Source organism: Petrimonas sulfuriphila, from assembly GCA_038561985.1.
GTDB classification, from domain to species: domain Bacteria; phylum Bacteroidota; class Bacteroidia; order Bacteroidales; family Dysgonomonadaceae; genus Petrimonas; species Petrimonas sulfuriphila.
Window position 1 is genome coordinate 2,963,951 of record CP073276.1, and the last position, 23,460, is coordinate 2,987,410.

22 protein-coding genes are annotated in these 23,460 nt (G+C 42.0%); 12 read left to right on the forward strand and 10 right to left on the reverse strand.

Annotation, left to right across the window (positions count from 1 at the left end; genetic code table 11):
• Positions 1 to 169: 169 nt before the first annotated feature.
• The 9 genes from KCV26_12590 to KCV26_12630 all read left to right on the forward strand — a co-directional run bounded on the left by KCV26_12590 (position 170) and on the right by KCV26_12630 (position 8,913).
• Entirely contained in the window at positions 170 to 1,519 is a 1,350-nt protein-coding gene (locus KCV26_12590; protein WZX36131.1) for a hypothetical protein, read from the forward strand.
• 23 nt (positions 1,520 to 1,542) lie between these two features.
• Entirely contained in the window at positions 1,543 to 2,574 is a 1,032-nt protein-coding gene (locus KCV26_12595) for a hypothetical protein (GenBank protein WZX36132.1), read from the forward strand.
• A 99-nt stretch (positions 2,575 to 2,673) separates the two neighbouring features.
• On the forward strand, positions 2,674 to 3,516 hold the full coding sequence (locus KCV26_12600) for a hypothetical protein (GenBank protein WZX36133.1): 843 nt from the start codon (positions 2,674 to 2,676) through the stop codon (positions 3,514 to 3,516).
• Positions 3,517 to 3,790: 274 nt separating this feature from the next.
• The gene (locus tag KCV26_12605; GenBank protein ID WZX36134.1) at positions 3,791 to 4,378 is read left to right on the forward strand and encodes a DUF1819 family protein; all 588 of its coding nucleotides are present in this window, start codon (positions 3,791 to 3,793) and stop codon (positions 4,376 to 4,378) included.
• A gap of 7 nt (positions 4,379 to 4,385) precedes the next feature.
• Positions 4,386 to 4,973 carry a DUF1788 domain-containing protein gene (locus KCV26_12610; protein WZX36135.1) on the forward strand — a complete coding sequence of 196 codons (588 nt, stop codon included), beginning with the start codon at positions 4,386 to 4,388 and terminating at the stop codon, positions 4,971 to 4,973.
• Positions 4,974 to 4,976: 3 nt separating this feature from the next.
• The gene (gene brxC, locus KCV26_12615) at positions 4,977 to 6,656 is read left to right on the forward strand and encodes a BREX system P-loop protein BrxC (protein WZX36136.1); all 1,680 of its coding nucleotides are present in this window, start codon (positions 4,977 to 4,979) and stop codon (positions 6,654 to 6,656) included.
• A gap of 53 nt (positions 6,657 to 6,709) precedes the next feature.
• Positions 6,710 to 7,084 carry a hypothetical protein gene (locus tag KCV26_12620; GenBank protein WZX36137.1) on the forward strand — a complete coding sequence of 125 codons (375 nt, stop codon included), beginning with the start codon at positions 6,710 to 6,712 and terminating at the stop codon, positions 7,082 to 7,084.
• A gap of 115 nt (positions 7,085 to 7,199) precedes the next feature.
• The gene (locus KCV26_12625; GenBank protein WZX36138.1) at positions 7,200 to 8,477 is read left to right on the forward strand and encodes an ISL3 family transposase; all 1,278 of its coding nucleotides are present in this window, start codon (positions 7,200 to 7,202) and stop codon (positions 8,475 to 8,477) included.
• A gap of 19 nt (positions 8,478 to 8,496) precedes the next feature.
• Positions 8,497 to 8,913 carry a transposase gene (locus tag KCV26_12630; GenBank protein WZX36139.1) on the forward strand — a complete coding sequence of 139 codons (417 nt, stop codon included), beginning with the start codon at positions 8,497 to 8,499 and terminating at the stop codon, positions 8,911 to 8,913.
• 162 nt (positions 8,914 to 9,075) lie between these two features.
• Here KCV26_12630 and KCV26_12635 read toward each other — a convergent pair whose 3' ends face one another.
• A complete protein-coding gene (locus tag KCV26_12635) occupies positions 9,076 to 10,362 on the reverse strand; it encodes an IS4 family transposase (protein WZX36140.1) in 1,287 nt (428 codons plus the stop codon).
• A gap of 281 nt (positions 10,363 to 10,643) precedes the next feature.
• Here KCV26_12635 and KCV26_12640 point away from each other — a divergent pair, with 281 nt between their 5' ends.
• The 3 genes from KCV26_12640 to KCV26_12650 are packed head-to-tail and all read left to right on the forward strand — an operon-like array spanning position 10,644 to position 13,255.
• The gene (locus KCV26_12640; protein WZX36141.1) at positions 10,644 to 11,228 is read left to right on the forward strand and encodes a tyrosine-type recombinase/integrase; all 585 of its coding nucleotides are present in this window, start codon (positions 10,644 to 10,646) and stop codon (positions 11,226 to 11,228) included.
• 22 nt (positions 11,229 to 11,250) lie between these two features.
• Positions 11,251 to 12,243, forward strand: coding sequence for a tyrosine-type recombinase/integrase (locus tag KCV26_12645; GenBank protein ID WZX36142.1), 993 nt, complete (start codon positions 11,251 to 11,253; stop codon positions 12,241 to 12,243).
• Positions 12,230 to 13,255, forward strand: coding sequence for a site-specific integrase (locus tag KCV26_12650; GenBank protein ID WZX36143.1), 1,026 nt, complete (start codon positions 12,230 to 12,232; stop codon positions 13,253 to 13,255). The genes KCV26_12645 and KCV26_12650 overlap by 14 nt, the downstream gene beginning before the upstream one ends.
• Before the next feature lie 79 nt (positions 13,256 to 13,334).
• On the opposite strand, the gene KCV26_12655 is transcribed toward KCV26_12650, so the two are convergent.
• From KCV26_12655 to KCV26_12695, 9 genes are all read right to left on the reverse strand, one after another.
• Complete coding sequence (locus tag KCV26_12655; GenBank protein ID WZX36144.1) at positions 13,335 to 14,372, reverse strand: IS66 family transposase; 1,038 nt, start codon at positions 14,370 to 14,372, stop codon at positions 13,335 to 13,337.
• Positions 14,373 to 14,384: 12 nt separating this feature from the next.
• Positions 14,385 to 14,747 (reverse strand): IS66 family insertion sequence element accessory protein TnpB, encoded by a 363-nt coding sequence (tnpB, locus tag KCV26_12660; GenBank protein ID WZX36145.1) that lies wholly within the window; start codon positions 14,745 to 14,747, stop codon positions 14,385 to 14,387.
• 11 nt (positions 14,748 to 14,758) lie between these two features.
• Positions 14,759 to 15,109 (reverse strand): transposase, encoded by a 351-nt coding sequence (locus KCV26_12665; protein ID WZX36146.1) that lies wholly within the window; start codon positions 15,107 to 15,109, stop codon positions 14,759 to 14,761.
• A gap of 421 nt (positions 15,110 to 15,530) precedes the next feature.
• Positions 15,531 to 16,586, reverse strand: coding sequence for a hypothetical protein (locus KCV26_12670; protein WZX36147.1), 1,056 nt, complete (start codon positions 16,584 to 16,586; stop codon positions 15,531 to 15,533).
• Between the two features lie 230 nt (positions 16,587 to 16,816).
• Positions 16,817 to 17,104, reverse strand: coding sequence for an NVEALA domain-containing protein (locus KCV26_12675; GenBank protein ID WZX36148.1), 288 nt, complete (start codon positions 17,102 to 17,104; stop codon positions 16,817 to 16,819).
• A 326-nt stretch (positions 17,105 to 17,430) separates the two neighbouring features.
• Positions 17,431 to 18,318: a signal peptidase I gene (gene lepB / locus KCV26_12680; GenBank protein WZX36149.1), complete on the reverse strand. Its 888-nt coding sequence runs from the start codon at positions 18,316 to 18,318 to the stop codon at positions 17,431 to 17,433.
• Positions 18,308 to 19,960, reverse strand: coding sequence for an O-antigen ligase family protein (locus KCV26_12685; GenBank protein WZX36150.1), 1,653 nt, complete (start codon positions 19,958 to 19,960; stop codon positions 18,308 to 18,310). The genes lepB and KCV26_12685 overlap by 11 nt, the downstream gene beginning before the upstream one ends.
• 118 nt (positions 19,961 to 20,078) lie before the next feature.
• Positions 20,079 to 21,296, reverse strand: a complete 1,218-nt coding sequence (locus KCV26_12690; GenBank protein WZX36151.1) for an IS4 family transposase — start codon at positions 21,294 to 21,296, stop codon at positions 20,079 to 20,081.
• Positions 21,297 to 21,437: 141 nt separating this feature from the next.
• Complete coding sequence (locus tag KCV26_12695; GenBank protein WZX36152.1) at positions 21,438 to 23,417, reverse strand: transglutaminase domain-containing protein; 1,980 nt, start codon at positions 23,415 to 23,417, stop codon at positions 21,438 to 21,440.
• Positions 23,418 to 23,460: the final 43 nt, after the last annotated feature.

Below are 23,460 nucleotides of genomic sequence, written 5' to 3' on the forward strand. Positions count from 1 at the left end.
TATAGTTTATAGTATAAGGTGGGTAAATTCTTACTTCTGAAGATGAAACAGTAGGAGAATAAATTTGTAATGAAAAAATTTTATTATTGAGGAAAATTATGTTAATTTGCGGAATTGTAATGAAAATGTTCTTAGCATTTTCTTATATGCTTGATTAACAATAATACTCATGATTTCAAACGATAAATCAGAAAAGATAAAGGAGATCTGGAATAATTTTCAGGGTGCAAACCAAATGGTTCTCGATACCAAAGGTAATGAACTACCCAACATCGATGAACTTCGTCAAGAAGCAATAAAGGACCTTTCCAAGATCATTACTCAATTCAAAAATCGAACATTGTCTCTCGGAGAATTCAAAACAAGTATTGATAGTTACAACAAGAAAAATAATTTATGGGGTTTCACGGCAATTAAAGGTCAGTTTTTCTTCAATCAGTTAACTAAAAATCTGGATGATGAGGGAATAAGGAGAATCGAGTTACTGCTTAAAGATACGATATCAGAACCAAAAGATTTAAAAGATGCTTTAACCAAAATTGATAAACTGGAAAAGCATTGTCTGAATATTTACTCAAAAGCGAATGACAAGAGGCTGGTTGCAAATCCAAAATCGGTTGCTTATTTTCTCTCATACTTCTGGCAAATTGCCGATAATACACAATGGCCCATTTATTATACAGCAACCCTACAATCTTTTGAACAAATTGGATTGTGGGAAGCAAAATTATCACAACGTGAAAATTACGAGCGATTCTATGAACTGAACGAAGAGATTAAAGAAATACTAAGTAAACAAACGAAATCAACTATATCGAATTGGGATGTTGAGCATGCTTTTTGGCTTTTCAGAGGCAATCCAAACAAAAAGGTGGGAGACAAGAAGATTACAAGAAAAATTATTGAAAGACCTGATACTATTGATGAAGTGGATGATGTTTTAGTATCTGCAAGCTTTGATCTCTCAGACTACATCATACCCAGGGTATCAAAACTTGTTGAACTGGGAAATGCAACAGATAAATCCTCAACTCAGAAAGGATATGAATATGAAAAATTAGTGGCAGAAGTATTCGGGCAATTAGATTTTGAAGTGGAGTCATTGGGTCAGGGTACCGGTAGAAATCCTGACGCTATTCTAAAATTCAGAGAAGAAAACACTGCATTTATCGTTGATGCGAAAGCATACAATGGTGGATTTTCACTTGGGACAAGTGATAGAGCTATCAGGGAATATATTAATTACCATTGTCCAAAGCTACTTAGAAATGGATACAAGAAAATCGGATTTATAATAGTAAGCAATGATTTCAGGGATAATTTTGATGATTTCGTAAATAGCATTACCTGGGATACCGACATCAAACGATTCATTTTGTTAACTTCAGAGGCATTGTTGTACTTGCTCGCATTTAAAACAAAAAACCGGTTGAGCCTGGGAACAGTAATAGAAAGCCTCATCAGTTTCGGAAATCCAATTACAGCAAAAAAAATCATTGACAAGTTTGATGATGTTTGATCATTCTTTCTAAATACACATCCATGAAAAATAAAGTTAGCGAAAAGCCTTATCATTCTGAGGTAGGCAATGAAAGGACAGGTTTACATTTGAATAAAGACGTATTTGATGAAATTGATTTAGGCCCACAATCTGAATCCGACAACCCATTTACAGCCAAGGCACGAAAACTTCAATCGTTGTGGAGAGTTGTAAATGGTTTAGAAATTGGTGTAGGACCCAATAAGAAATCAAATAATAAAGGCATTCCAACCAAATTCGGAAATATAATTACCGACGGTGAGATAAGTGGCAAGAATTTCTATTTCCCCGAAACGTTTGAATATGCAAAATGGAGGGTTCAGAACAGACTTAAAGATGAAACTATTGATGCTTATCGGCTGTTTAACAACCTCCTTTCGAGCATGCCGATGGCGTTTAACCTGTTTCATCCGCTGATGATGCTTAAAGCGGAGAAACCTGCGCTGGTCGATCTGATGATCAGAAGTGCTTTTCCAACAATCCCATCCATTTACAGGGTGCAGGAAATCGGACTGGAGTTTATTCCAACACCTAAAGAGAACTATACCCATGACAAATCGGCTATGGATGCATTTATCCGGTATCAGGACAGGGGGGGCAACAACTATTTGATTGCGATAGAGACGAAATATACCGACAGCCTGGGAACGAATGCTGCATCAGGTAAAGTACAACAATATCAATTGGAAGTAATGCGTGAGCTAAACATATTTACACCAGAGTTCATTAATAGCATCAATGAAGGTGAGATAGTAATCAGTCAGATCTTCCGCAATTTCATACTTGCGGAAAAATATGGAAAGGTTCACGACTTGAAAGGAGTCTATTCTGTTGTGATGGCACCCGCAGATCATCCCACCACCCAAAAAGAGATTAAATCACTTCAGGCACGACTCAATGAAGAAGCCTTGAAAAGAGTCTTTGTTTTGAGTCTTGAAGAATTCTCCACCGCTATTCGGGTGCATTGTCCAGGCAAATATCTGAAATGGATCGACTGGTTCCACGACCGGTATCTTAATTTTGAGAAAGTTTGATTGGGCTGCGTTTAGTATCTTTCAATCGATTTTTTAATCGTGACACAAATTGTCAAACCCACCTTGTACTTTTGAACCATTCATTATAAATTAAAATCTATGAAAACTTTAAATTATCTGATTATCATCGCTTTGTCAGTATTAACACTCTCCTCCTGCAAGACTACTTATTACCAGGTTTACCGTGCCGTACCATCAGACAGGTCGATGGCCAATAGAGAGGCACTGGTCTATGAAGATGAAAATTGCGAAGTTACCTACAACCTCTGGAGTCACGGCGGTAATATGGGGTTCGGCTTCTTCAACAAGACGAAAGAGAACATCTACCTGAATCTTGACGAGTGTTTCTTCGTGAGAAACGATGTGGCGAACGACTATTACCTCGACCGGGAGTTCACCCAAACATCCAATGTGGGTTCCAAAAGTTCACGTAAGAAAGGAGCATCGGTTGCACTTACCGGCCTCAATTTCCTGGGACTGATCCAAAGCAACCAAGCAGCAGCAGAGGTGAGTGAATCATTGATAACTTCTTCTGGCTCATCTATATCGGTTAAGGAGAAGAAGATCATCACCATCCCTCCGGGCACGCTCAAGTTCATCTCGGAATACAACATCAACGAAAGTCTGTACCGCGACTGCGACCTATTGAAGTACCCAAGAAGAAAACAGGTGAAAACTTTACATTTCATGAAAGAGGAGAGTCCCTTCGTCTTCAGTAACCGGATTACTTACCGGGTGGGGGAATCGGCAGAACCGGTTCAGTTTGAGAACCAGTTTTACGTCTCGGAAATCACCAACTACCCGGAGAAAGAGGTCGTGGATTATGAGTCTGATGAGTTCTGTGGGGAGAAAAGTGAGGAGAAATACAACTTCTTCAAGATCAAATCACCTGACCGATTTTATATCATGTATTTAAAGAGCCAAAATGGAATGAAGCACTGATGTTCTCAGAATTGGAACGACGACGATTTGGCAAGCATAAAAATTTACCTTGTTTTTTACAAGCTTTTTTCGCCGTTTAACCGTTTTAATTCCTATATTTGTGATGCAACAGCCATGAGTGCCTGAAATGAACATATAAGTGAATAAAACTGCCTAAAAGGATACCTGGCAGACCGGTCGTAACATGTTGGTGGTTCCGCTGCCATTGATGTTGAGACACAGGTCCTGCCGGTTATCTTTTTTGTCGTAGAGATGCAACAACTGATTGATCCGGATGAATAAAGAGAAGATAGAGAGGTATAAATTTTCCTTCACCGCCGCCTCGTTGCAGGTGCCGGTGATGACCAGCCTTGCGGAGAAGATGGTGAACGAGGGGCTCTCCCTCGATGAGCTGAAGCCGGAGGATGTCGGAAAGGAGCGTGCGAAGACCAATAAGAGGCAGTTCATTGAAATGAAGAAACGTCTGGCCACCTTGTCGGATGATGAGATCAACCACCTCGCCAGGGCTTCCTATGAGGAGCAGCGACTACTCTCGATGGTCGCTTTCGCCAGGGCCTACCGGTTCTTCTACGATTTCGTGATCGATGTGGTGGTCGAGAAAGTGGCGCTCTTCGACATTACGCTGACCGATTTGGACTACAACGTCTTCTTCAGCCGTGTCGCTGCCGACCATCCCGAGGCAGATAAGCTCACATCTCTCACGCAAAAAAAAGTACGACAATATACATTCAAGGTGCTGGAGCAGGCAGGCCTTATCAACAACGTGAAGGAGCGCATCATTCAGGTGCCACAGTTGAGCATTGCGTTCACCTCACTTATTTCGGCCACCAGGCCACAGGATTTAAGACTATTACTAAACTGAAAAGGGTATGACCTTAGAAGAATCTATATATGAAAAATTCACTTTCATCCGCAAGGTAGTATCGCAGGAACGGTTCATCAAGATGGAGGGGCTCTCGGGCGAGATCCCTTTCTGGATAGCCCCTTACGAGGTGAAAGCCGAGAACCAGGTCAACACCGAGATCGGCAACCTGGTCAGGAAGCTCCACAACGAAGGAATCAAGGCACTTTGTATCGACCTGTTTGAGCTGAGTTGCGCGCTGGTAGAACAAAACATCGGCCTGGAGGATATGTTTGCAATCGAGCAGGGCATGGAGAAGCTATTCTTCATCGATGCGCTCCAGTCCACCATCAACATCCACGAGCGGTTCATACCCGCCATCAGTGAACGAATAGAGGCAGAGAAACCCTCCATGCTGTTCATCAAGGGTGTAGGGAAAGTCTTCCCCTTCATCCGCTCCCACATCGTGCTCAACAACCTGCAGAGTGCCGTGAAGAACATCCCCACGCTGATGTTCTTCCCCGGTGAGTATTCCGGCAAGTCACTGAAGCTGTTCAATCTGCTGGAGGACGATAACTATTACAGAGCCAACAATATTTTCTCACAAAAGATATAAATCATGATCACGCCAGTCAATCTTTTTCGCAAAGATGTTAACAGAAAAATCGATACCGTTATCAAGGCCGACGACCAGGCCAACATCTTCCAGGAGGTGGATGAGTATGTCGTCACCCGGGAGATATCCAACAAGCTAGCAGACTTCTTTGAGTATTATAACGAAAACGGGATCACCAACGGAGTCTGGATCTCCGGCTTCTTCGGCTCGGGTAAATCCCACCTGCTCAAGATCCTCAGCTATGTGCTGGAGAACAAGAAGTACAACGGTTATCACCTGGGTGAGCTATTCGCGGAGAAGATCACCGACGATATCAAGCTCAAGGGTGATATACAAAGCAGTCTGAGAAAAATCAACTCGGAAAGCATCCTTTTCAATATCGACCAACAGGCACAGATCACCACCAAGAGCGATGAGAACGCCATCCTGAAGGTGTTCTACAAGGTATTCTACGACCACCAGGGCTTTTACGGCTTCCAGCCCCACGTGGCAGCCTTTGAGGAGAGTCTTGTCAGGGACAGTAAGTATGAAGCCTTCAAGCAGGAGTTTGAGAAGGTGTACGGCCAACCCTGGACGGAAGCCCGTAAGGATTATATCAAGCCGCAGATCAACGATGCCATCGCACAGAGTTGTGCAGTCGTCTATAGCGCCGATCCCGAGCAATACAAGAACTACCTCTTCAAGTGGCAGTCACAGCACAAACAGTCCATCGAGGACTTCGCCATGAAGGTAAGCGATTACATCAATGCCCGGGGTAAGAACTTCCGGCTCAACTTCTTCGTGGATGAAGTGGGACAGTTCATCGCCGAAAGGACGAAGCTGATGCTCAACCTGCAGACCCTCGCCGAGACCCTCTACACCAAATGCAACGGCAACAGCTGGGTGATGGTCACCTCGCAGGAAGATCTTGAGAACCTTGTGGGAGATGACTCCAAGGTGCAGTCCGACGACTTCTCCAAGATCCAGGGACGGTTCAAGGTACGCATGCCATTGACCTCCTCCAGCGTGGATGAGGTGATTGAAAAACGTCTGCTGGAGAAAAGCGATGATGGTGTTCCTGTGCTCACCCGACTCTTCAAAAGGGAAGAGGAGAATATCCGGACGCTGATCTCATTCTCCAACAGCGGCATCCAGTTCAGGGGATACAAGGATGAGCATGACTTCGTCAACAAGTACCCCTTCCTCCCTTACCAGTTCGACCTCTTCCAGCAGTGCATCAAGTCGCTCTCCCGCCACAACGTATTCCAGGGGCAGCACCAGTCGGTCGGCGAACGCTCTATGCTGGGTGTGTTCCAGCATATCCTCAAGGAGATGGACCTGACCAATACCCACTCACTCGTAAGCTTCGACCAGATGTTCGAAGGGATCGCCGGCACCCTGCGCACCGAAGCACAGAACGCGATACTGGTTGCCAACAACAACCTCGGTGCCTCCAATCCCATGGCCGTAAGGGTGCTGAAAGTGCTCTTCATGATCAAGTATTACGAAAGCTTCAAGGGTACGGCCCGCAATATCTCCGTGTTGCTGATCGACCGTCTCAACATCAACCTCACCATCCACAACAGGGCGGTTGAAGAGGCTCTACCCAATAGGTTTAATGAAGTTTGTCTCAATTTAGTCCTCCTACATAACTATCTGTTTTTCAAGTATACAAATTTAATTAAATATATTTGGATATGTTAGGATAAACAAAAAAGTGTGCGTAAATTCGTGCGTAAATTTTAATACGCACAATTATGGCAGTAAGTTTCTACCTTGACAATAGACCAAACAAAAACGGTGATCACCCCATTCGTGTTAGTATATCAATTAACGGCAATCGTTATGTTACTTCAACAGGTTTTAGTGTAAATACTGAGAAGTGGAATGATGGCAAAGTAAAGAATGGCAGCACGAATGCTAAAGGAGAAACGGCCAAGACAATAAACGCTAGACTAAAAGAGATAGACAGCTTTTTCTCCAGAGAAGAAACACTACTTAAATTAGGAGATGTTCAGGAAATCGATATAAAGTCATTATATGCGCAGATGTATATATTAATTAAAAAGTACCCCACATTTCAATTTAAAAGTGGTTCTTCGTCAAATTTGGTGCAAAGTAATAGTTCTTAAATCGCCTAAGAAAATAAACTTATTGTGCTGATTTACAGGCAAATAAATAGTAAAAAGCTAGTATAATCGAATCATTTTTATTATCTTTAAGGTTCTGACACTAAAGGTTTTAAAGATGATTGACTACACTAGCCAACCCAAAGATAATAACTTTTCTATAAACAAACATTCGCTCCAAGCTATTTTTGGAATCCCGGGTGTTGTATTCTATGATTCCGTTATAAGTGATAATTTGATTCTACTGTCTGCCCGTCTTAAAGGCAAGACAGCAAAATGTACCTGTTGCGGTAAAAGGAGTAAAAGCGTTCACTCATCCTATACGCGCAAATTAACCGATCTTTCAGTAATCGGCAGGGCTGTGAAAATTATACTGAAAGTCAGAAAGTTTAGATGCCGTAACAGTCGTTGTTCTCAAACAGTTTTCTCCGAGCAACATCTGCCCTTAACTCAGAAGTACTCACGACTAACAGATCGCACAAGTCATTATTTGCAAAGGCTGCTCATTGAGGTCTCATCCCGTAAAGGTGAGTATATAAGCGATCTCTTCTCAATAAAGCAGAGCAGTTCCACCTGTCTTAGAATCGTTAAGTCTATAGAAATGCCCGATTATCAGGAGCTGACTACCATCGGTATAGATGACTGGGCATACAGGAAAGGCAAATCATATGGTACTATTATTGTAAATGCACTTAACCACCGTCCCGTGGAACTACTAAAGAGTAGAGACAAAGAGGAGGTTGCAGATTGGCTTAAAAAACACAACTCCATACTGTATGTAACCAGGGATCGATCAAGCAGCTATTCTAATGCTATAAAGTCTGGGGCATCCAAGGCGTCACAAATAGCCGACAGGTTTCATTTGGTGAAAAATCTGGGAGATCACATAGCACATGAAATACGAATGGAGTATAAAACCATTAAAAGCAGTTGGTTGTCTCACAGGAAGAGTCTTTATAAAAGCAAAGAAAATAACAGCTGTTTAAATAGTGGAGATAACGAAAATACCAGCGATTCACAATATAACAAACACACCAATAGTGTTAACCATAGAAAACAGGAGTTGTTTAATAGGATTCATGAGCTTAAAAAAAGCAACTACTCTCAAAGAGCAATTGCAAAGGCTTTAAATATTAATCGTAAAACTGTAAAATATTATTTTGAAATGGAAGAGTTGTTGCCACGCGCAATCATCTATTTCAATAATTATGGAGATTTTATGGATCTGATTAAGGAGTGTTGTAATCAGGGGTTAAATGTAAGAACTATATTTGTCTCTATAAAAAAACGGGGATTCAAGGGTAATCAAACATCCTTTTATCAGTGGTTCAACAGGCACTTCCCGGAATATCAGAGTAAGAAAAGATTACCAAGTTCCTCCCCCGATAGTTTATGAGGTAACTCGATTTAGCGGAATGTCACCCAACAGACTTGCCATTCATTTAACAAATAGTGAATGGGGTGTTTCAAAGGAAACAGGCGAGTGTAGCAAGTCTCACATACTGGCAGAAGAGATTATTAACTCCTCTATTCTATTAAAAAACATGAGAGAAGCATACAACACTTTTAGAGAGATTTTAAACAGTAAAGATGAGCTTAGGTTAGACCAATGGCTCGAGAAGTATAAATCGACTAAAATAATGAGGATTAGAAGTTTTATAAATGGTATTAATCATGATTTGGAAGCAGTAAAAAACGCCATTAAATACCCTTGGAGTAATGGAGTTGTAGAGGGTCACGTAAACAGATTAAAAAACAAGAAAAGAGAGATGTATGGCAGGGCTGGATTTGAACTGTTAAGACGAAAGGTAGTGCTTTCCAACTCAGGATAACCTGCACCAAATTTGACGAAGAACCCACATAGACCGAAATCACTGGCACATATCAAACCGTTTTATCCACTAAAATCAAAATCAATCGGTTCTTATTTTTAAACACCTGACAAGTAGATCATTACAGCTCCTGTCTTTCATTTCCAAAAAGTGCTCCCCCCCTCAAAACAGTGATAATTGGGCGGCCGTGGGACTTTTATTGCGACTTTTCAGTCGTCTGGGATAAGTGCGCCTGCCTTCGGTCACCACCCACGTCAAATCCAGATGGCTTATCAAATGCATCCTCAACAACGCGGCTATGGTTGAAAACGCCTTTTCGCTTTCCGACTTGGTCTGAATCACCTGTAAAAGCAAATACGCGATCAGGGTACACCATACTTGGGTCTTTATCCCGTTTTCAGTGTCGGAATAAAAATAGGTGAGTTGGAAGTTTTGCTTCAATTTTTTGAATCCCGTTTCGATAGACCACCTATTTTTATAAATCAAGGCAACTTCCTCGTCTGTTATTTCCCAATTATTGGTGATGAACTTGTATTTACGCCCCTGTTCATCCCTGTACCAAACTAAACGAAGGCATAAGGTCCTCGTCTGTCTGACTTTCTTCCTTTTTTTCTTGCCTTCGGTCCCCGTCTCGACCTTCTCGATATATTGAACGTGGATATGTTCCACCTTGTAAACGGCATGTTCCCCTTTTTCCAGCTTCTTCTCGTGAAGGACTTCCTGAACCTCGTACCTTGCATTGTCTTTCAGCCGACAAACGAAATTCACGCCTTGTCGCGTCCATTTGGCGAACTGCAGGTAGTAATTGTATGCCTTGTCGAAGACCACCATGCTGCCTTCACTTAAATTCAGGTATTGCAAGAAGTTCTTGTCGTGCATTTTCGCCTCGCTTATCTTCACGAATCGCGGCGTGTCAGCATGGACGTCGGTCAGCATGTGGACTTTCAGGCCGCCTTTCTTTTTCCCGTCGCCTTTAGGGTTCCGGCCCACGCCTTTCATCACGTCGGAAAACAGCGTCACCGTACTCGAATCAAAGGCATAGAACTCCTCGAAACTGACACCCTGCTTCCGGCACTTTTTTTTGCGGCTGACCGACAAAAGCGGGGAAAAATGGGCGATCAGTGCAAAGTAGAACAGACGGAACAGCTCCTCGTCCCTGTCACGCAATGCATCTCCGGCAGTGCTTTTTGCAGGCGAACTCTCCATGCCCAGGTAATTCAACTTGCCACCCAAGGCACGCATGCCGTCACAGACTTCACCCATCGAGTCGCAACGGGAAAAAATGCCAAAGAGCATCACGATCAATTGATCCCAGGAAAAAAACGCCTTGTAATATTTATCACTGCCGAGCCTTATTACCAGCTCATCGAACTTTTCCCTCGGGATAATATTCACTATTTGTCTTAAGATCGGCTGACCGACAAATTTATTTTCGCTAACTTTGCCCATGGTTGGAAATTTAGTTTTTGACAATCCAAATTTACAACTTAGGGACGAGACTTCGGTTAAGTCCCTATATTTTCTTCATTTTTTAGTCGGTCAGTACTGATATTAATTATTTTCTCGCTTCATCCCAAAATCAATCACCATACAAATGCGGTCCTGTCAGAATATTCTTAAAATATCTCTTCGAATCCGGCTTTACAAAAGAAGACCTGAGTAAAGAACTCGAGGGGTTTAAGTGTCGTCGGGGTGAGAAATTACCCTCCTTTTATACCAGGGATGAAGTAATGAAAATAGAAGGGGTGATAGATAGAACCGGGGGGAAAGGCAAAAGGGATTATGCGATGATACTGCTTGCATCCAGACTCGGGCTACGTGCTTCTGATATTACAAGACTCCAGTTTGCTAGTTTGAATTGGGATAACAATGTCATTATCCTCAAACAGCACAAGACCAAAAGAGAGATTATACTGCCGCTTCTTTCCGATATAGGAGACGCCATTATTGATTATATAAAAAATGGCAGGCCAGATAATGATTCCAAGAATCTGTTTTTGTCACTTATTCAACCTTATAGACCTATAAGAGTATCGACATTGTGTACTATTGTTACTAATTATATTTATGCGGCAGGAGTATCACCCAAAGGAAGACATCATGGCACCCACTCTTTACGGCATAGCCTGGCGACTAATCTTTTGGAAAATGGCACGGCTTTGCCTGTTATATCTGAAGTGCTTGGGCATGGTTCGACAGGGTCGACCATGTATTATCTTGGTGTTAATATCAAATCACTACTGGAATGTTCCCAGAATGTGCCGGATGTCCCCGAGGATTTTTATTCGCAGAAAGGAGGCATGCTGTATGCCTAATTATCTTAATTATAGAAGTGTCATGGCTCCCTACATAAGCTCTTTCGTAGAATCAAAAACCAGAAAAGGGATAAAAGGAGAAGATATAAAGTGGATCCTTTACGAGTTGGATCGACATCTGGCAGAAAAGGGGCATCAGGCTTGTTATATTGACAGGATATCCTATGATAGTTGGTATCATGCAACTTGTGGCAACAAACAAGTATCAACCGTATATCAAAAAGTATCCGTAATGAGACGTTTTTTGATATATATGGGCAATATGGGGCTTGAATGTTATGTCCCTAGATTGCCAAGGAAGCATAAATCTGAATATGTGCCATACATTTTTACTGAAAACGAAATCAAAGGCTTGTTTGCCGCAGCCGATAATCTCAGGGTAAAGGAGCATCATGCCAATTCATTAATGATGGTTGTACCTGTTTTGCTAAGGACTTTGTATAGCACTGCAATACGAATTGGTGAAGCAATAAATCTTCGGAACAAGGACATAGATTTTGAAAAACATGTCATTGTTTTGGATAACACAAAGAATGGCCGTCAAAGACTTGCCCCTTTAAATGAATCTTTAGAAAAAGTTTTGAGGCAATACATCCGTTATAGAAACATGTTACCCGTCGAAGGTGTAATGGCTCCTGAGAGTCACCTTTTTGTCAATGGGCTGGGGCATAAACTGTCAAAAAGGGGTATAGGCAGATATTTTAGGAAACTACTGCAGGAGGCAAACATCCCGTATAAGGGACACGAAGAAGGCCCAAGCCTTCATAATCTAAGACATACCGCTTGTGTGCACTCTCTCGTCCGCATGCATAGGCAAGGCAGGGATATATACTGTTGCCTTCCTATACTCTCTACATTTATGGGACATGTAAAAGTCATGGACACCGAGCATTATCTCCGTCTTACACAAAACATGTATCCGGAAATTATCCAAATGGATGCATCCGTAACTGCCGGACTTGGAAATCTTATTGCAAAATCACTCCTTAAAGTTGATGATCATGGGAACATATAAAGATATTGCAGGGTGTATTGAAAAGTATTTTACCGATTACCTGGTAAAAGAGCGCGGCGTCAGCGCCCATACAGTGCGTTCATACCGAGACACTTTCATTCTGCTTCTTGAATATATGAATAAAGAGAAGAAGATCCCGGCGGACAAGTTAGGACTGGATGACATAGACAGGAGTGTGGTACTTTCCTTCCTGGACTGGCTTCAGGATGTCAAGCGCAACGCCGTTTCCACGCGGAACCAGAGATACGCTACAATAAGATCTTTCTATGAATACATGATGTATGAAGATCCCGTCCATTTATCACACTGGAAATCAATATGCTCAATACGTATAAAACGAGAGGTGCGAAATAGTGTCAAATATCTGACTGTTGACGGGGTAAAAGCCGTTTTCGAACAGATAGATACAAATACCCGTGAAGGAAGAAGAAACCTGACCCTATTGTCCTTGATGTATAATCTTGGAGCCAGGGTACAGGAAATTATAGATCTCACACCGCTATCGATAAGAACAAGCAAGCCCTATGTCATCGAGTTGTTTGGTAAAGGAGCCAAAAAACGATTGGTGCCGATTGATGACAATATGATGAATTTACTTGGAAATTACTTGAAGGAATACGGCTTGGACAGACCCGGGATGGGTCATCATCCCCTCTTCTTCAATAGCCGGAGGGCTAAGCTTACCAATCCCGGGATTACCTATATTTTGCAAAAATATGCTTCATTGGCACATATTGCATATCCCGATCTGGTCCCGTCAACACCAACTCCGCATACGCTGAGGCACTCAAGGGCAATGCACCTGCTACAGGCCGGTGTAAATCTGGTATATATCAGGGATCTTTTGGGGCATGTGTCAATACAGACGACCGAGATTTATGCAAGGGCGGACTCGAAGTTGAAGAGAGAAGCCTTAGAAAATGCTTTTAGTGATCTTGGAATTACTGAACCGGATGTGAAAAGTTGGGAAAAAGATCCCAAGCTTAAAGCTTTTTTAAAAAGTTTGGATTGAAATATTATCAGAAGTAGTTTTAGAAAGTAGCGATTGGATAATACTGATTGTTAATTTACTTCCTTAGGCTACTTTTGATTTAATTAAAGTTGTGATAACGCCGGCTATGGGCCATGCATGCCAAAAGTGTGATGTGCTCCGCGTCCTTATACTGGTCATACCCCGCGTACGCGTCAGTTTGGAGCGCGCCGCGGTACCCGTCAAGAAATCCGGCGGCGACATCCCCCGAGCGGGATTTTCCGTACCTGAAGCACGCCATGCCTTCCACGGGGGCATGAAACACCCACATGTACCCCTTGTGCGTGGCACCGGGCTTATCCGAGGTAAGAACAGGTATCGGGGGCTCGTCCACCTGAAGGTAGTCGCGTTTCATTATTTCATGGATCAGTGTATCGTGTAACGGCTCAAGCAAGCGGCAGACGGCGGCGTACCAGCCCTTGAGCGTCGACTCGGCAACCGGTATCTTTTGCCGCTTGAATATCTCGGCCTGGCGATAGAACGGGAGGTGATCGATGAATTTGCTCGCGCAGATATGGGAGAGAATGCCCGCCCCGGCATTTCCTTTCACGATGGGCAACGAGGGCATGGGGGCTACAGTAACGCAGCCTTCACCTTCCGTGCCCGGCACCACGTACTTGGGACGGATAATAACCCGCACGTAAACGTCGGCGGGCTTGTACTCCAGCAGCTCGGTGACAGACTCCCCTATCTTGACGGCTCCATCGGGGATAAGGTCAGGTTCAATCACCTCCTCTTCCCGTCGCAGGTGCTCGGGAAGACGGCTCCGGACAGGCTTTTCGCGTGTCTTTTCGCGTTCGTAAGTGATGGTTTCCTTGTTCGCTTCCGCTTTTGGCTGAATATCGCGAAGTGAATCCCGCGTGCCGGCAAAGAGGTCCAATTGCCCGTCATCGGTTTTTTCCGACCTGAAGCGTTCACTTCTCACACCGTAAAGCATCCGTTTTAGCTCGGAGAGTTGAAACCTCAGGTATTCGCAATCGGACTTGATGGACAGCAATTCGTTATATTCCCCGCGGGAAATAACAACCTGGTCATTCAATTCCGTATTGCTTGTTTTCATGGTGTAAAGATACAACTTATCAATGAGATGAACAAGCACGAAAGTCTTTATTCACGCGGTTTTTGGAGCAATATTGAATCTTTTCCGGCGGGTGGTTTTTTCCATGGAAATACCCTCGACCATCATGACCAAATCGCGCCAAAGAATACTGCATCCCTTGCCGGAAGAATGGACGCGGGGAAGGGAAAAGCGGCCGCTTTCCAGGCGCTTGTGGTACAGCACGAGCCCGCCCCGTTCCCAATGGAGCAGCTTGATGGTCGTCCTGGACCTGTTGACAAAGATGAACACTTCCCCGCCTAACGGGTCGCGTCCCAATTCCGATGAGACAAGCCCGCATAAACTGTCAAATCCTTTACGCAGGTCGGTGGGTGAGAGGCAGAGGTAAAAACGCTGGGATTCGTTAAGTGAGAACATCGTCCGGGAAATTAAAAAGTGAGCAGTTCCCCGAGTAGCGTGATGTCGGTTACCCCCTCGTCCACGCGAAGAGTTACCCCGCCGGGATAGGCGATCTCGAACCGGGGCATCCGCCGGGAGGACGGCTTGCCGATAACAGTTACCGGCTGCAAGAGGGATGGCTCCTTTGCAGGGGGTGTTTTTGAGGCTTCATGTTCCGGATGGACTTCAAGATACAATTTTCTCCATTTGTAAAACTGCCATTCACTCATGTTTTTGGACCGGTAAAAATCCGTGGCCCGCTGACCACTTTGAAAGTACTCTTCGATCAGGGAAAACGCTTCGTGTTGAGTAAAACGACGATTCATTTTGTTAGTGTTCATCTTTTTTTGACAAAGATCACGGTTTAATCGAAGCAATCCAATACGCCTATGACCGACGGCTTACAGTATATCTTCTTTATGCCTTTGTTGTTCTATTAGAAACGGTTGGTTCTGAATAGGTGGCATACCAGAAGTTATAATCGACTTCCGTATTCGCTCTTTGAGTATATCTTTTATTTCCTGACCATTCATCACGGATGTCCAGAAAATAAATAAAAGAGAAAATAGTAAAAAAGCCTTGCAACATTTCATTTAACTATCAAACCTCGACTTATCAATATCCTTTCTTTCTTTTCTCGAATAAGCACCAAAACAATAGGAGAATGTTGATTTGAAGAATGGAGTATCGACAAATTCTTGTATTCTAAAGTTCTGGTTGTCGTGTTTAATTATCAATATTTATTTAATTTTCGATTGTAAACTACAATTCTATAGCGAATTTATAGATACTTGTATCTGCTTCATCATCTGAAAAAAGTCCCAAAAAGTATCTGTCATAAGGATCAACATCAAAAGCAACAAGTGGCTGGTCTGCCTGAATTGTTGAGACATGGTTCAAATCCCAATCAAAAACAAATATTTTTGAATTTTTTCTTTTGTCTTTATCAAGACCTATTTCACTTCGGTTCCACAAGCAATAGAAATAATTATCAGATCCCACCACGTTTAGAAAGAACAACTCTGCACCATCCGAAAATTTCTGTAGTTCTGCATTCTCAAGAACCGGTTCTATAAATTCTTTTCCGATTTGTATATCTTTAAGGATATTACCGTTAAGATCGAATATGGCTATTCTATTGAAATATGTCAACGCGCAAACCACTATGGCTTTCTCTTTATTGGCCAGAATGGTATTTCTGTATAGATGAGTAACATCCTCATCATATTTTCTCTTGGTCACAGGATAATATTGTATCCATTCTTTAGTGGATGTTTGTTTATCCCATTTAAAATAAAGACCTTTATTAAAAGGTACAAGACTATTTGCGAAATAAAGAGTGTCTGAGATTTTATTCAGATTGATACTTGGCCAAAGAGAATCCGGCATCATTTCTTTTTCTATTATATACCTTTTCTTCTCAGAATTATAACCAATATATATAAGGCTTCTCCTGTTCAGATCGAGAAGTTCTACATCACCTTTTTTCGAAAGACCCTTCAGAAAAAGCGGAAAATCCACGCTCTCGGGCCCTTGGCCCCTATCTCCCAATTCTGCAACTCGTTCGAAGTTTTTTGATGATAAAACTGTGACTGGACTATTATTTCTCTGGGATGTAAGAAAGACGAGAGAGTCCGTGATATGCATATCAAAAAATTGCTGCATATCTTCTTCGAAAACCAATTTCCCTGTACTTAATTCCGTTTCTTTTTCGTCTATTATCTGAATTAAATGACTGGGCATTTCTTTTTTATCTTTACAGGAAAAGACAAAACAAAAAAGGATGAGAAATATTATAGATAGGATATTTAATTTCATAATAAATTTGTATTTAACAAGATAAGAGTATCTCAAAATAGGACTCAGTTCCGTTTATGCTTCCAACTATGAAACAAAGGGGTTTCCGCCTTTGTTGAAAATAGCTCGGTAGAAAAGGAAATTCTTTATAGATTAATAATCCGAGAACTAAAATCTTTTAAAGACAGATACTGGGCTCTTATTTTGCGACACCCTTATCAATTAAGAATAATTAATTAGTTGATTCTCTACTAATAACGAGTACAAGTTGAGCTGCTACTTATGTTATTGCAGATAGAATAAGAACAACCTTGGCAACGCCAAAGAAAAGTCCCACTCCAAACATCACTTGCGATATCTGCATAACGACAACTAATAGTAATCGGTCCTCCAGGGTTTTCATTCTGTGCCAATGCTTCCACATTGGCTAATGCTAAATCCGAAAGACCAGTGTCACTTTTCATACTTTGGTTCACTCCATAACCTGCGGTTAGAAGAAGTGCAAGGGCAAATATACCCGATAAAAATTTCTTTCTCATGATTAAATGTTTTAATAAATAGTTATTTGTGATTCCTCTCTCATAAGGAATTTTCTTTCATGTCTTCTCTTGGTTTTATTACTTATCTCTTTAAGATTCATGTAAGATGCCAAAATATATTGAAATATCCTACTTTCCTAACTCATTTATAACTCATTTTTTGTATTTATTTGAGGATGAATTGATTGTATTGATCTACATTGCCCAACTAAAAAAAAGTTTCAATTGGATACACTTCACTCAGAATTTAACTAACAAGTAAACAGGAAAATAGTTACTCAACTCAGAATAAATTGTTAAGATTCTGCCTCAATTCTGTTTCGTGCTTATTCTATACTCTTCATGAACCGATTCCATCTGAATGTATTAGAATAGGGACTCATCGATTTCCATACCAGTGATGCTTTTCCCACGATCAGGTCGTCGGGAAGCAGTCCCCAGTAACGGGAATCCTGCGAATTTTCCACCTTATCGCCTCCCATAAAATAATAATTGTGGGAGAATGTATAGACCTGCAAAGGCTTTCCGTTATCCCGTAACGAGTCGTTTTCGAACGGAAGGGAATAGCCTTTTTCCCACTCGATGATTTTTTTATAGAGCAACGCGTTTGCCTTGTCCAGTATAATATGGTCTCCTTTCTTAGGAATATATATCGGTCCGAAATCTTTGATATTCCAATTCAATATAGTGTCCCAGGGTAAAGTATTGTACACGCCTTCCGGAAATGCGTCTTTCGGCTTGCCGCTTAAAGCCAATTGCTCCTGATAGTTCCCCAGCCGCTTCGACGTATCGGAGTTCAGGGTATAGATGCCGTTCACAATCCGTAGGGTATCCCCGGGAAGGCCGATACAGCGTTTGATAAAGTATTTTGACATGTTCATCTCGATCTTATCCCATGTATTGGGATGGGGGATATGAAAAACGACCACATCGTTATTCTTAATATGGGTGTAACCCGGCATGCGTTTAATTTTTACCTGCTTTCCTTCCACCGCATCGAACAGGTTGAACAACCTTGCCCCGTATGCTAATTTGTTTACCAACACATAATCACCCGGTACAATGGCGGGTTCCATAGAATCCGTGGGTATCTTATAGGAGCCAAAGACAAACACACGTAATAATATAAAACCGAATACTACAATGGAAGTATAATAAAACAGATTGAGGACGGTATTTCCGATCTTGCGGATTATTTTATTTTTATTGTTCATTCATTGCCTCCTTTTCTTTCAATATCTTTTTTACTTCATCGCGCATTTCCCTGATAGCCATGGAGTGGACTTTGGGTTCCTTTTCAAGGACAGCAAAGGCAGACCGCTGCATCTTTTCCGGTTGATAGTTGAGCGAATCAGCATACAATTTTGTGAGTAAGTAGTAAGGATAAATTCGTTCTGGAAGCAGCCATATAGAGTTTATGTAGCAATCTTCAGCTTTACTATACTCTCCCATTTCCTGGTAATTACGTCCTTTTACATTGTAAAACATTGGATCACAACTTTTCTCAAGCCCCCGGTTGAAAATGCTGTCAGCATCTTCCCGTTGACCTATGGCGTTCAGTATTATTCCACATTCAAAGACGAATTTCGGCTCGTAATTCAGTACCGGATATAACTGTTCATAATTGTTTGCCATGTTTTCGTATGCTTTCATGGCGTAAAAAGGCTGAAGTTTCTTCCACTCCTTTTTTGCCTGATAGAATATCTTTTGCCTGGAGGCCGTGATAACAGAAACAGAGCACAAAGCTCCCAACAGTAGAATGAAAACGACTATTTTTTTCCAACCGTGCCGGTAAATTCGATTATTACTGTCTGTTTCTCCTGTGCAAGCAGTTCCCAACAATACCCAAACAACCGGAAATTGCCACAACTGATAGGGATAGGAGGCAAAAGCAAATACCGATAGGGTTACAAAACTACCGGCCGCTCCGATCAGTTTGTTTTGTATGCCTGATTTGATGATCAGATAGGAAAGTATCAGAAACAGGATAAAGCCCAACAGCCCTTGTTCCAGAAATATCTGCAAATATTCATTGAAAGCATATTCCGGACTCCCCGCCACTAATTTTTCTGTATCGGATCCATTGCCATTCTTGAAATATTCCATTTGCGCTTTAGCATAGGCGGCAGGGAAGCCTCCTATTCCGGGTCCTTTCACCGGGGATTCCTGTATGGACAGGGCGGTGATCTTCCACATAAACAGGCGTCCGTCCGCCGAGTCTTTCTTAAGATGGTAAATACTAAAGATGATTACCCCCAGAAACAGAGTTAAAATAGTTATGGCAATGATGCATTTTCCTTTATGACGCTTCCAGAGCAATCGTAACCTTGCAATAAACCGTTTGTCTGACAGCAGTACGAACAGGCATCCAGCCATGGCTGCGATCCAGGCAGTGCGGCTCAATGTAGCGGGAAATACTATCAGGCAAATAGTCCCGACAAGTAGAAAAAGATAACCGATATATTTGTTTTTATATCTATATGTCAACCAATAATGTAGTACTAAGGGAAACATTAATGCAATGAATCCTCCGTATGGTCCTGGATTATAAAAAGAACCGGTGGTTTTAAAAAGAGAATGTCTTGAAGGAAAATAATCGTATAACTGTCCCAGTCCCCATATAGCTTCAACTGCTCCCCAGATCAGTAGTGCGGCCAACACCAACATCTTGCATTTGGGGAAGAAACGGTATATGATTTTTAGGATAAACCAAAGGAGCACTATCTGAATAAAAAACAGGAAAAACTCAGGGGAAAGATTTTTTTCATATTGATAAGTTGCCAATACTATACCGGTGAATAACAATATTATTATATCACTTATTATAGATCTGTTTATTTTATTTTGTAGATACATTAAAGTTGTGTCGGGAATAATTTAATACAATCATTACTGTCCGATAAAAACCCATTTTGATTTTATTTCTTTGTAACGGGTTTATTACCAGAGTTTATTTTCTATATTTTCATCATTTTCAAAAGTAAGCCCCCCTGAAAAGGGTTAGCATCTCCAATTTTTGGTCATCCCGTCGCCAATCTCTCCCCGGGTTTTCCAAGAATTTCATCAAGTGCAGGTAATTGAACAGGTGTATCCTGCAAAAAGAGACCAAGTTAGAGAACGCCCAGGGTCGATCCAGTCGCTTTTGGATGACCGTGAGTAACAAGTTCACGATCAAGACGCAATATATCTGTATTTTTATCGCGTTCTCGTTATCTCCCAAGAAGTACTTGAGCGGGAAATTGCCTTTCAGCTGCTTGTAAAGCAGTTCGATCTGCCACCTTATTTTATAAATTGCCGCTACCAAGTCGGCACGCATCTCGAACAGGTTAGTGAGGAACTCGAACTCGCGCTTGAGTTTCCTGTCATAGAAGACAACCTTGCGCAGCCTGAGCTTGCTTTCAACTCCATTCTCCTCCTTGACGGTCACTTCAATGATAGTGTCCTCCAGCACGCCGCTGTGAATGCACTCGTCAATATGGAGTTCTTCCCGCAGTTTATACACGGCATTATCCTTGATGCGGGTAACGAAGCCGGCACCTTTCTCGCCAAAGAGTTTGAATGCTTTATAATCGTTGTATCCCTTGTCAAAGACGTAAATAGTATTGTCGCTCGGGGAGAGCTTGTCCAGCAACATGTGGTCATGGGTGGCGGCGGATGAAAACCAAACCATCTTGGGTGCCGCCTCATCGACATTAATCACGGTGTGCACCTTGATGCCCCCCTTGCGTTTGCCATTGGAGGGAGTTCTGCCCACGCACTTTAAAATATCTTGGAACAGGCTGATAACCGTGCTTTCAAAGATCTCGATTTGTTTGTTTATCACCTGTTTAAACCGGGTGTCCGAGATCACGCGCTCGTACTCCCGGAGCAAATCGTGGTATACACCGGCGAAGAAATCCACGCTCCTGCGCTTGTTCGCGTCCGACAAGGTGCTCCGGTAAGGAATATGCGTCAGCTGGAAATGTCCGGTCTTGCCTGATAACCCGAGCATTGCGCCGGCCACTTCGCGTAGCGAGGAGCATTTGGCGAACACGCAAAACAGCATGCTGATCAGGTGATCCTTGGCTGTAAAACGCTTCACGTAGTGGTCCGCTTTATGCTTTTGGCTGTTTCGGGAAATTATTCTTGTATCGATCATAGAGATGAGCTGTCCGAAAACCGACTGTCCGAAAAAATGTGTACTTTTGTTCATTGTAGTCTTGTTTTGTGATGAATACAAAGCTACAATTATTAGTACGACGGGCAAACTTAAATTTGCCCTCGTACTTCTTTCAAAAAGTTTTTATCGGACAACAGTGTAATACAATTACAATTTACCCTCTTAAAACTATATTCACAGAAAGACCGTCTTGCCATCTTCTATTACAAAAGGTCTTTCCTGGACTCCCCCCGAATGATTTTTCAGATAAAAAAGACATCCCTCAGGAATATTTTCATATCGCAAAGAATCCGAAGACGCAATCTGAACCCACATGGAACTCCATCCCGTCCGATCACTCATAAACAGTTCATATATATCTCCTTTTTTGATGTAATTATCGTGATTCCGCGGTGAATATACGATTTCTGTTATTCTCTGAGGTTGTCCGAGATCCAGACCGGTCCATCCGTCACTTGGGGTGTTATGATCAAAAGATGTTTCGGTTGAACCGTCAAAAGCATTGGTATATTCATGCGAGCCGTCATTTTGCCAGCTTCCCGGCGTTCCGATAATTTTTCCCCGTAAAAGCAGGGTATCCGAGAGAAATTGAATCTCGGCAACATTACAGAAACTCTCTTCAGGTCCTTTATATCGTACATATCTGTATCTGTTTTCGGAAGATAGCGTGACATGATGGAACAAACGAAACGGCCTGTCCTTGATGATATGGAGCGTATCCGGATTTTTGAAGTTGGGATTGTCCGAACCTTCAAAAACACCTCCTACCATCCGGTCCCTGAAATGGATTTCTCCTTCCAGCGAATACTTTGAATATAAAATAAAAGGCTTATCACTGCCACTTTCATAATTTTCGAGCAGATTAATTTTATAAGTCTGGTTATGCAATTTGAACGGATCTGTAATAAATACAAATTTATCGTTTTCATAGACCGCAACCCTGAAAATATCCCCAGCATCGATATTTTTGAATGTGACAACTCCCTTCTTATATGCATCTGTCCAGTCTATCGGAACCCAATTCATTTTTGACAGTATGCATAGATAAAAAACCTTGGTATTCTTCGACTTATCCTTGTATATAAGGTTCTTGGGAATGGATAAGTCTGTCAAGTGGTTTGAATATAAACCCGTGACATCATAAAATCTATAATTGTATTTGGAGAATTCCCTGGGGACTGCTTTTGATTTTCTACTAAGTAGATTAAACCGGGAGGTATTCATAGAAAAGGTTTTGCGGTATACTTTGGGTTTGGCTGTCCTCCGGTTGAGTTCAGTGCCGGAGATATAGGTAATGTCTCCAAAATAATCAATTGCATAATATTCGTTTTTTTTGTTCTTCAATGATACCCATGAATGCCCTACGTTCACATAACTCTTGAGGGGCATATAATCCGTAGCACAAGGAATTCCATTTGCCCTTAACAGGAACAGGACAAACTGATTGATGTTATCGCAAGATCCTGTCAGGTATTTGGCGGTAATGGCATCGAGACTCGGGTAACCACCGGGTTCCGTCATGGTGAATCTTTCCGGACGCATCTTTTTTATGATATTACGCCGTAGTATAATAGCAGCCTCAACCGGATCCTCTGTGGTGATACCTTCTGCGAAAGTGCCATATTCTTCCAGGTAGTTTTTTCTCCAGTTCGTCAATTTTTCGTTACCTGTACGATAGGGTAAAATATATTCGCAAAAATCGTCGAAAGTCACATTTTTCCCCCATGGTTTTTCAGTCCATACTTTAAAGGCCAGATCAATATTTTCGCATAAAAAGGTAGAGTCGATCTCTTTGATATCAAACTTTAATGTTAGGGTTGATGTATCAAAAGGACCATATACACCGTGTAACGAATCGAGGATTTGATCGGGCGTTTTTTTGTCTTCTCCCAGTAATTTGAAATAGTCTGCATATTTTTCCAACGCTTCTCCTTCATAATAATGATACCCCGGCATATTTTCTATAAGGAAACAAGCGGCCCTGTATTTTAGGCTGTCGGCCGGGTCAGTTGAATAACGCTTCAGGACTTTTTCTAATTCGGCCCTGTTGTCTCCTGCCAACAGTAGGGCTTGCTCCAGTTCACTTTGTTTTTTACCAATGCAACTACAAAGCAGAATAAGAGAAAAGACTGAAAAGCGAATAATATATTTCATTTGTTATCAGAATTATTTTAGTACCCTAATTACTTCATTATTC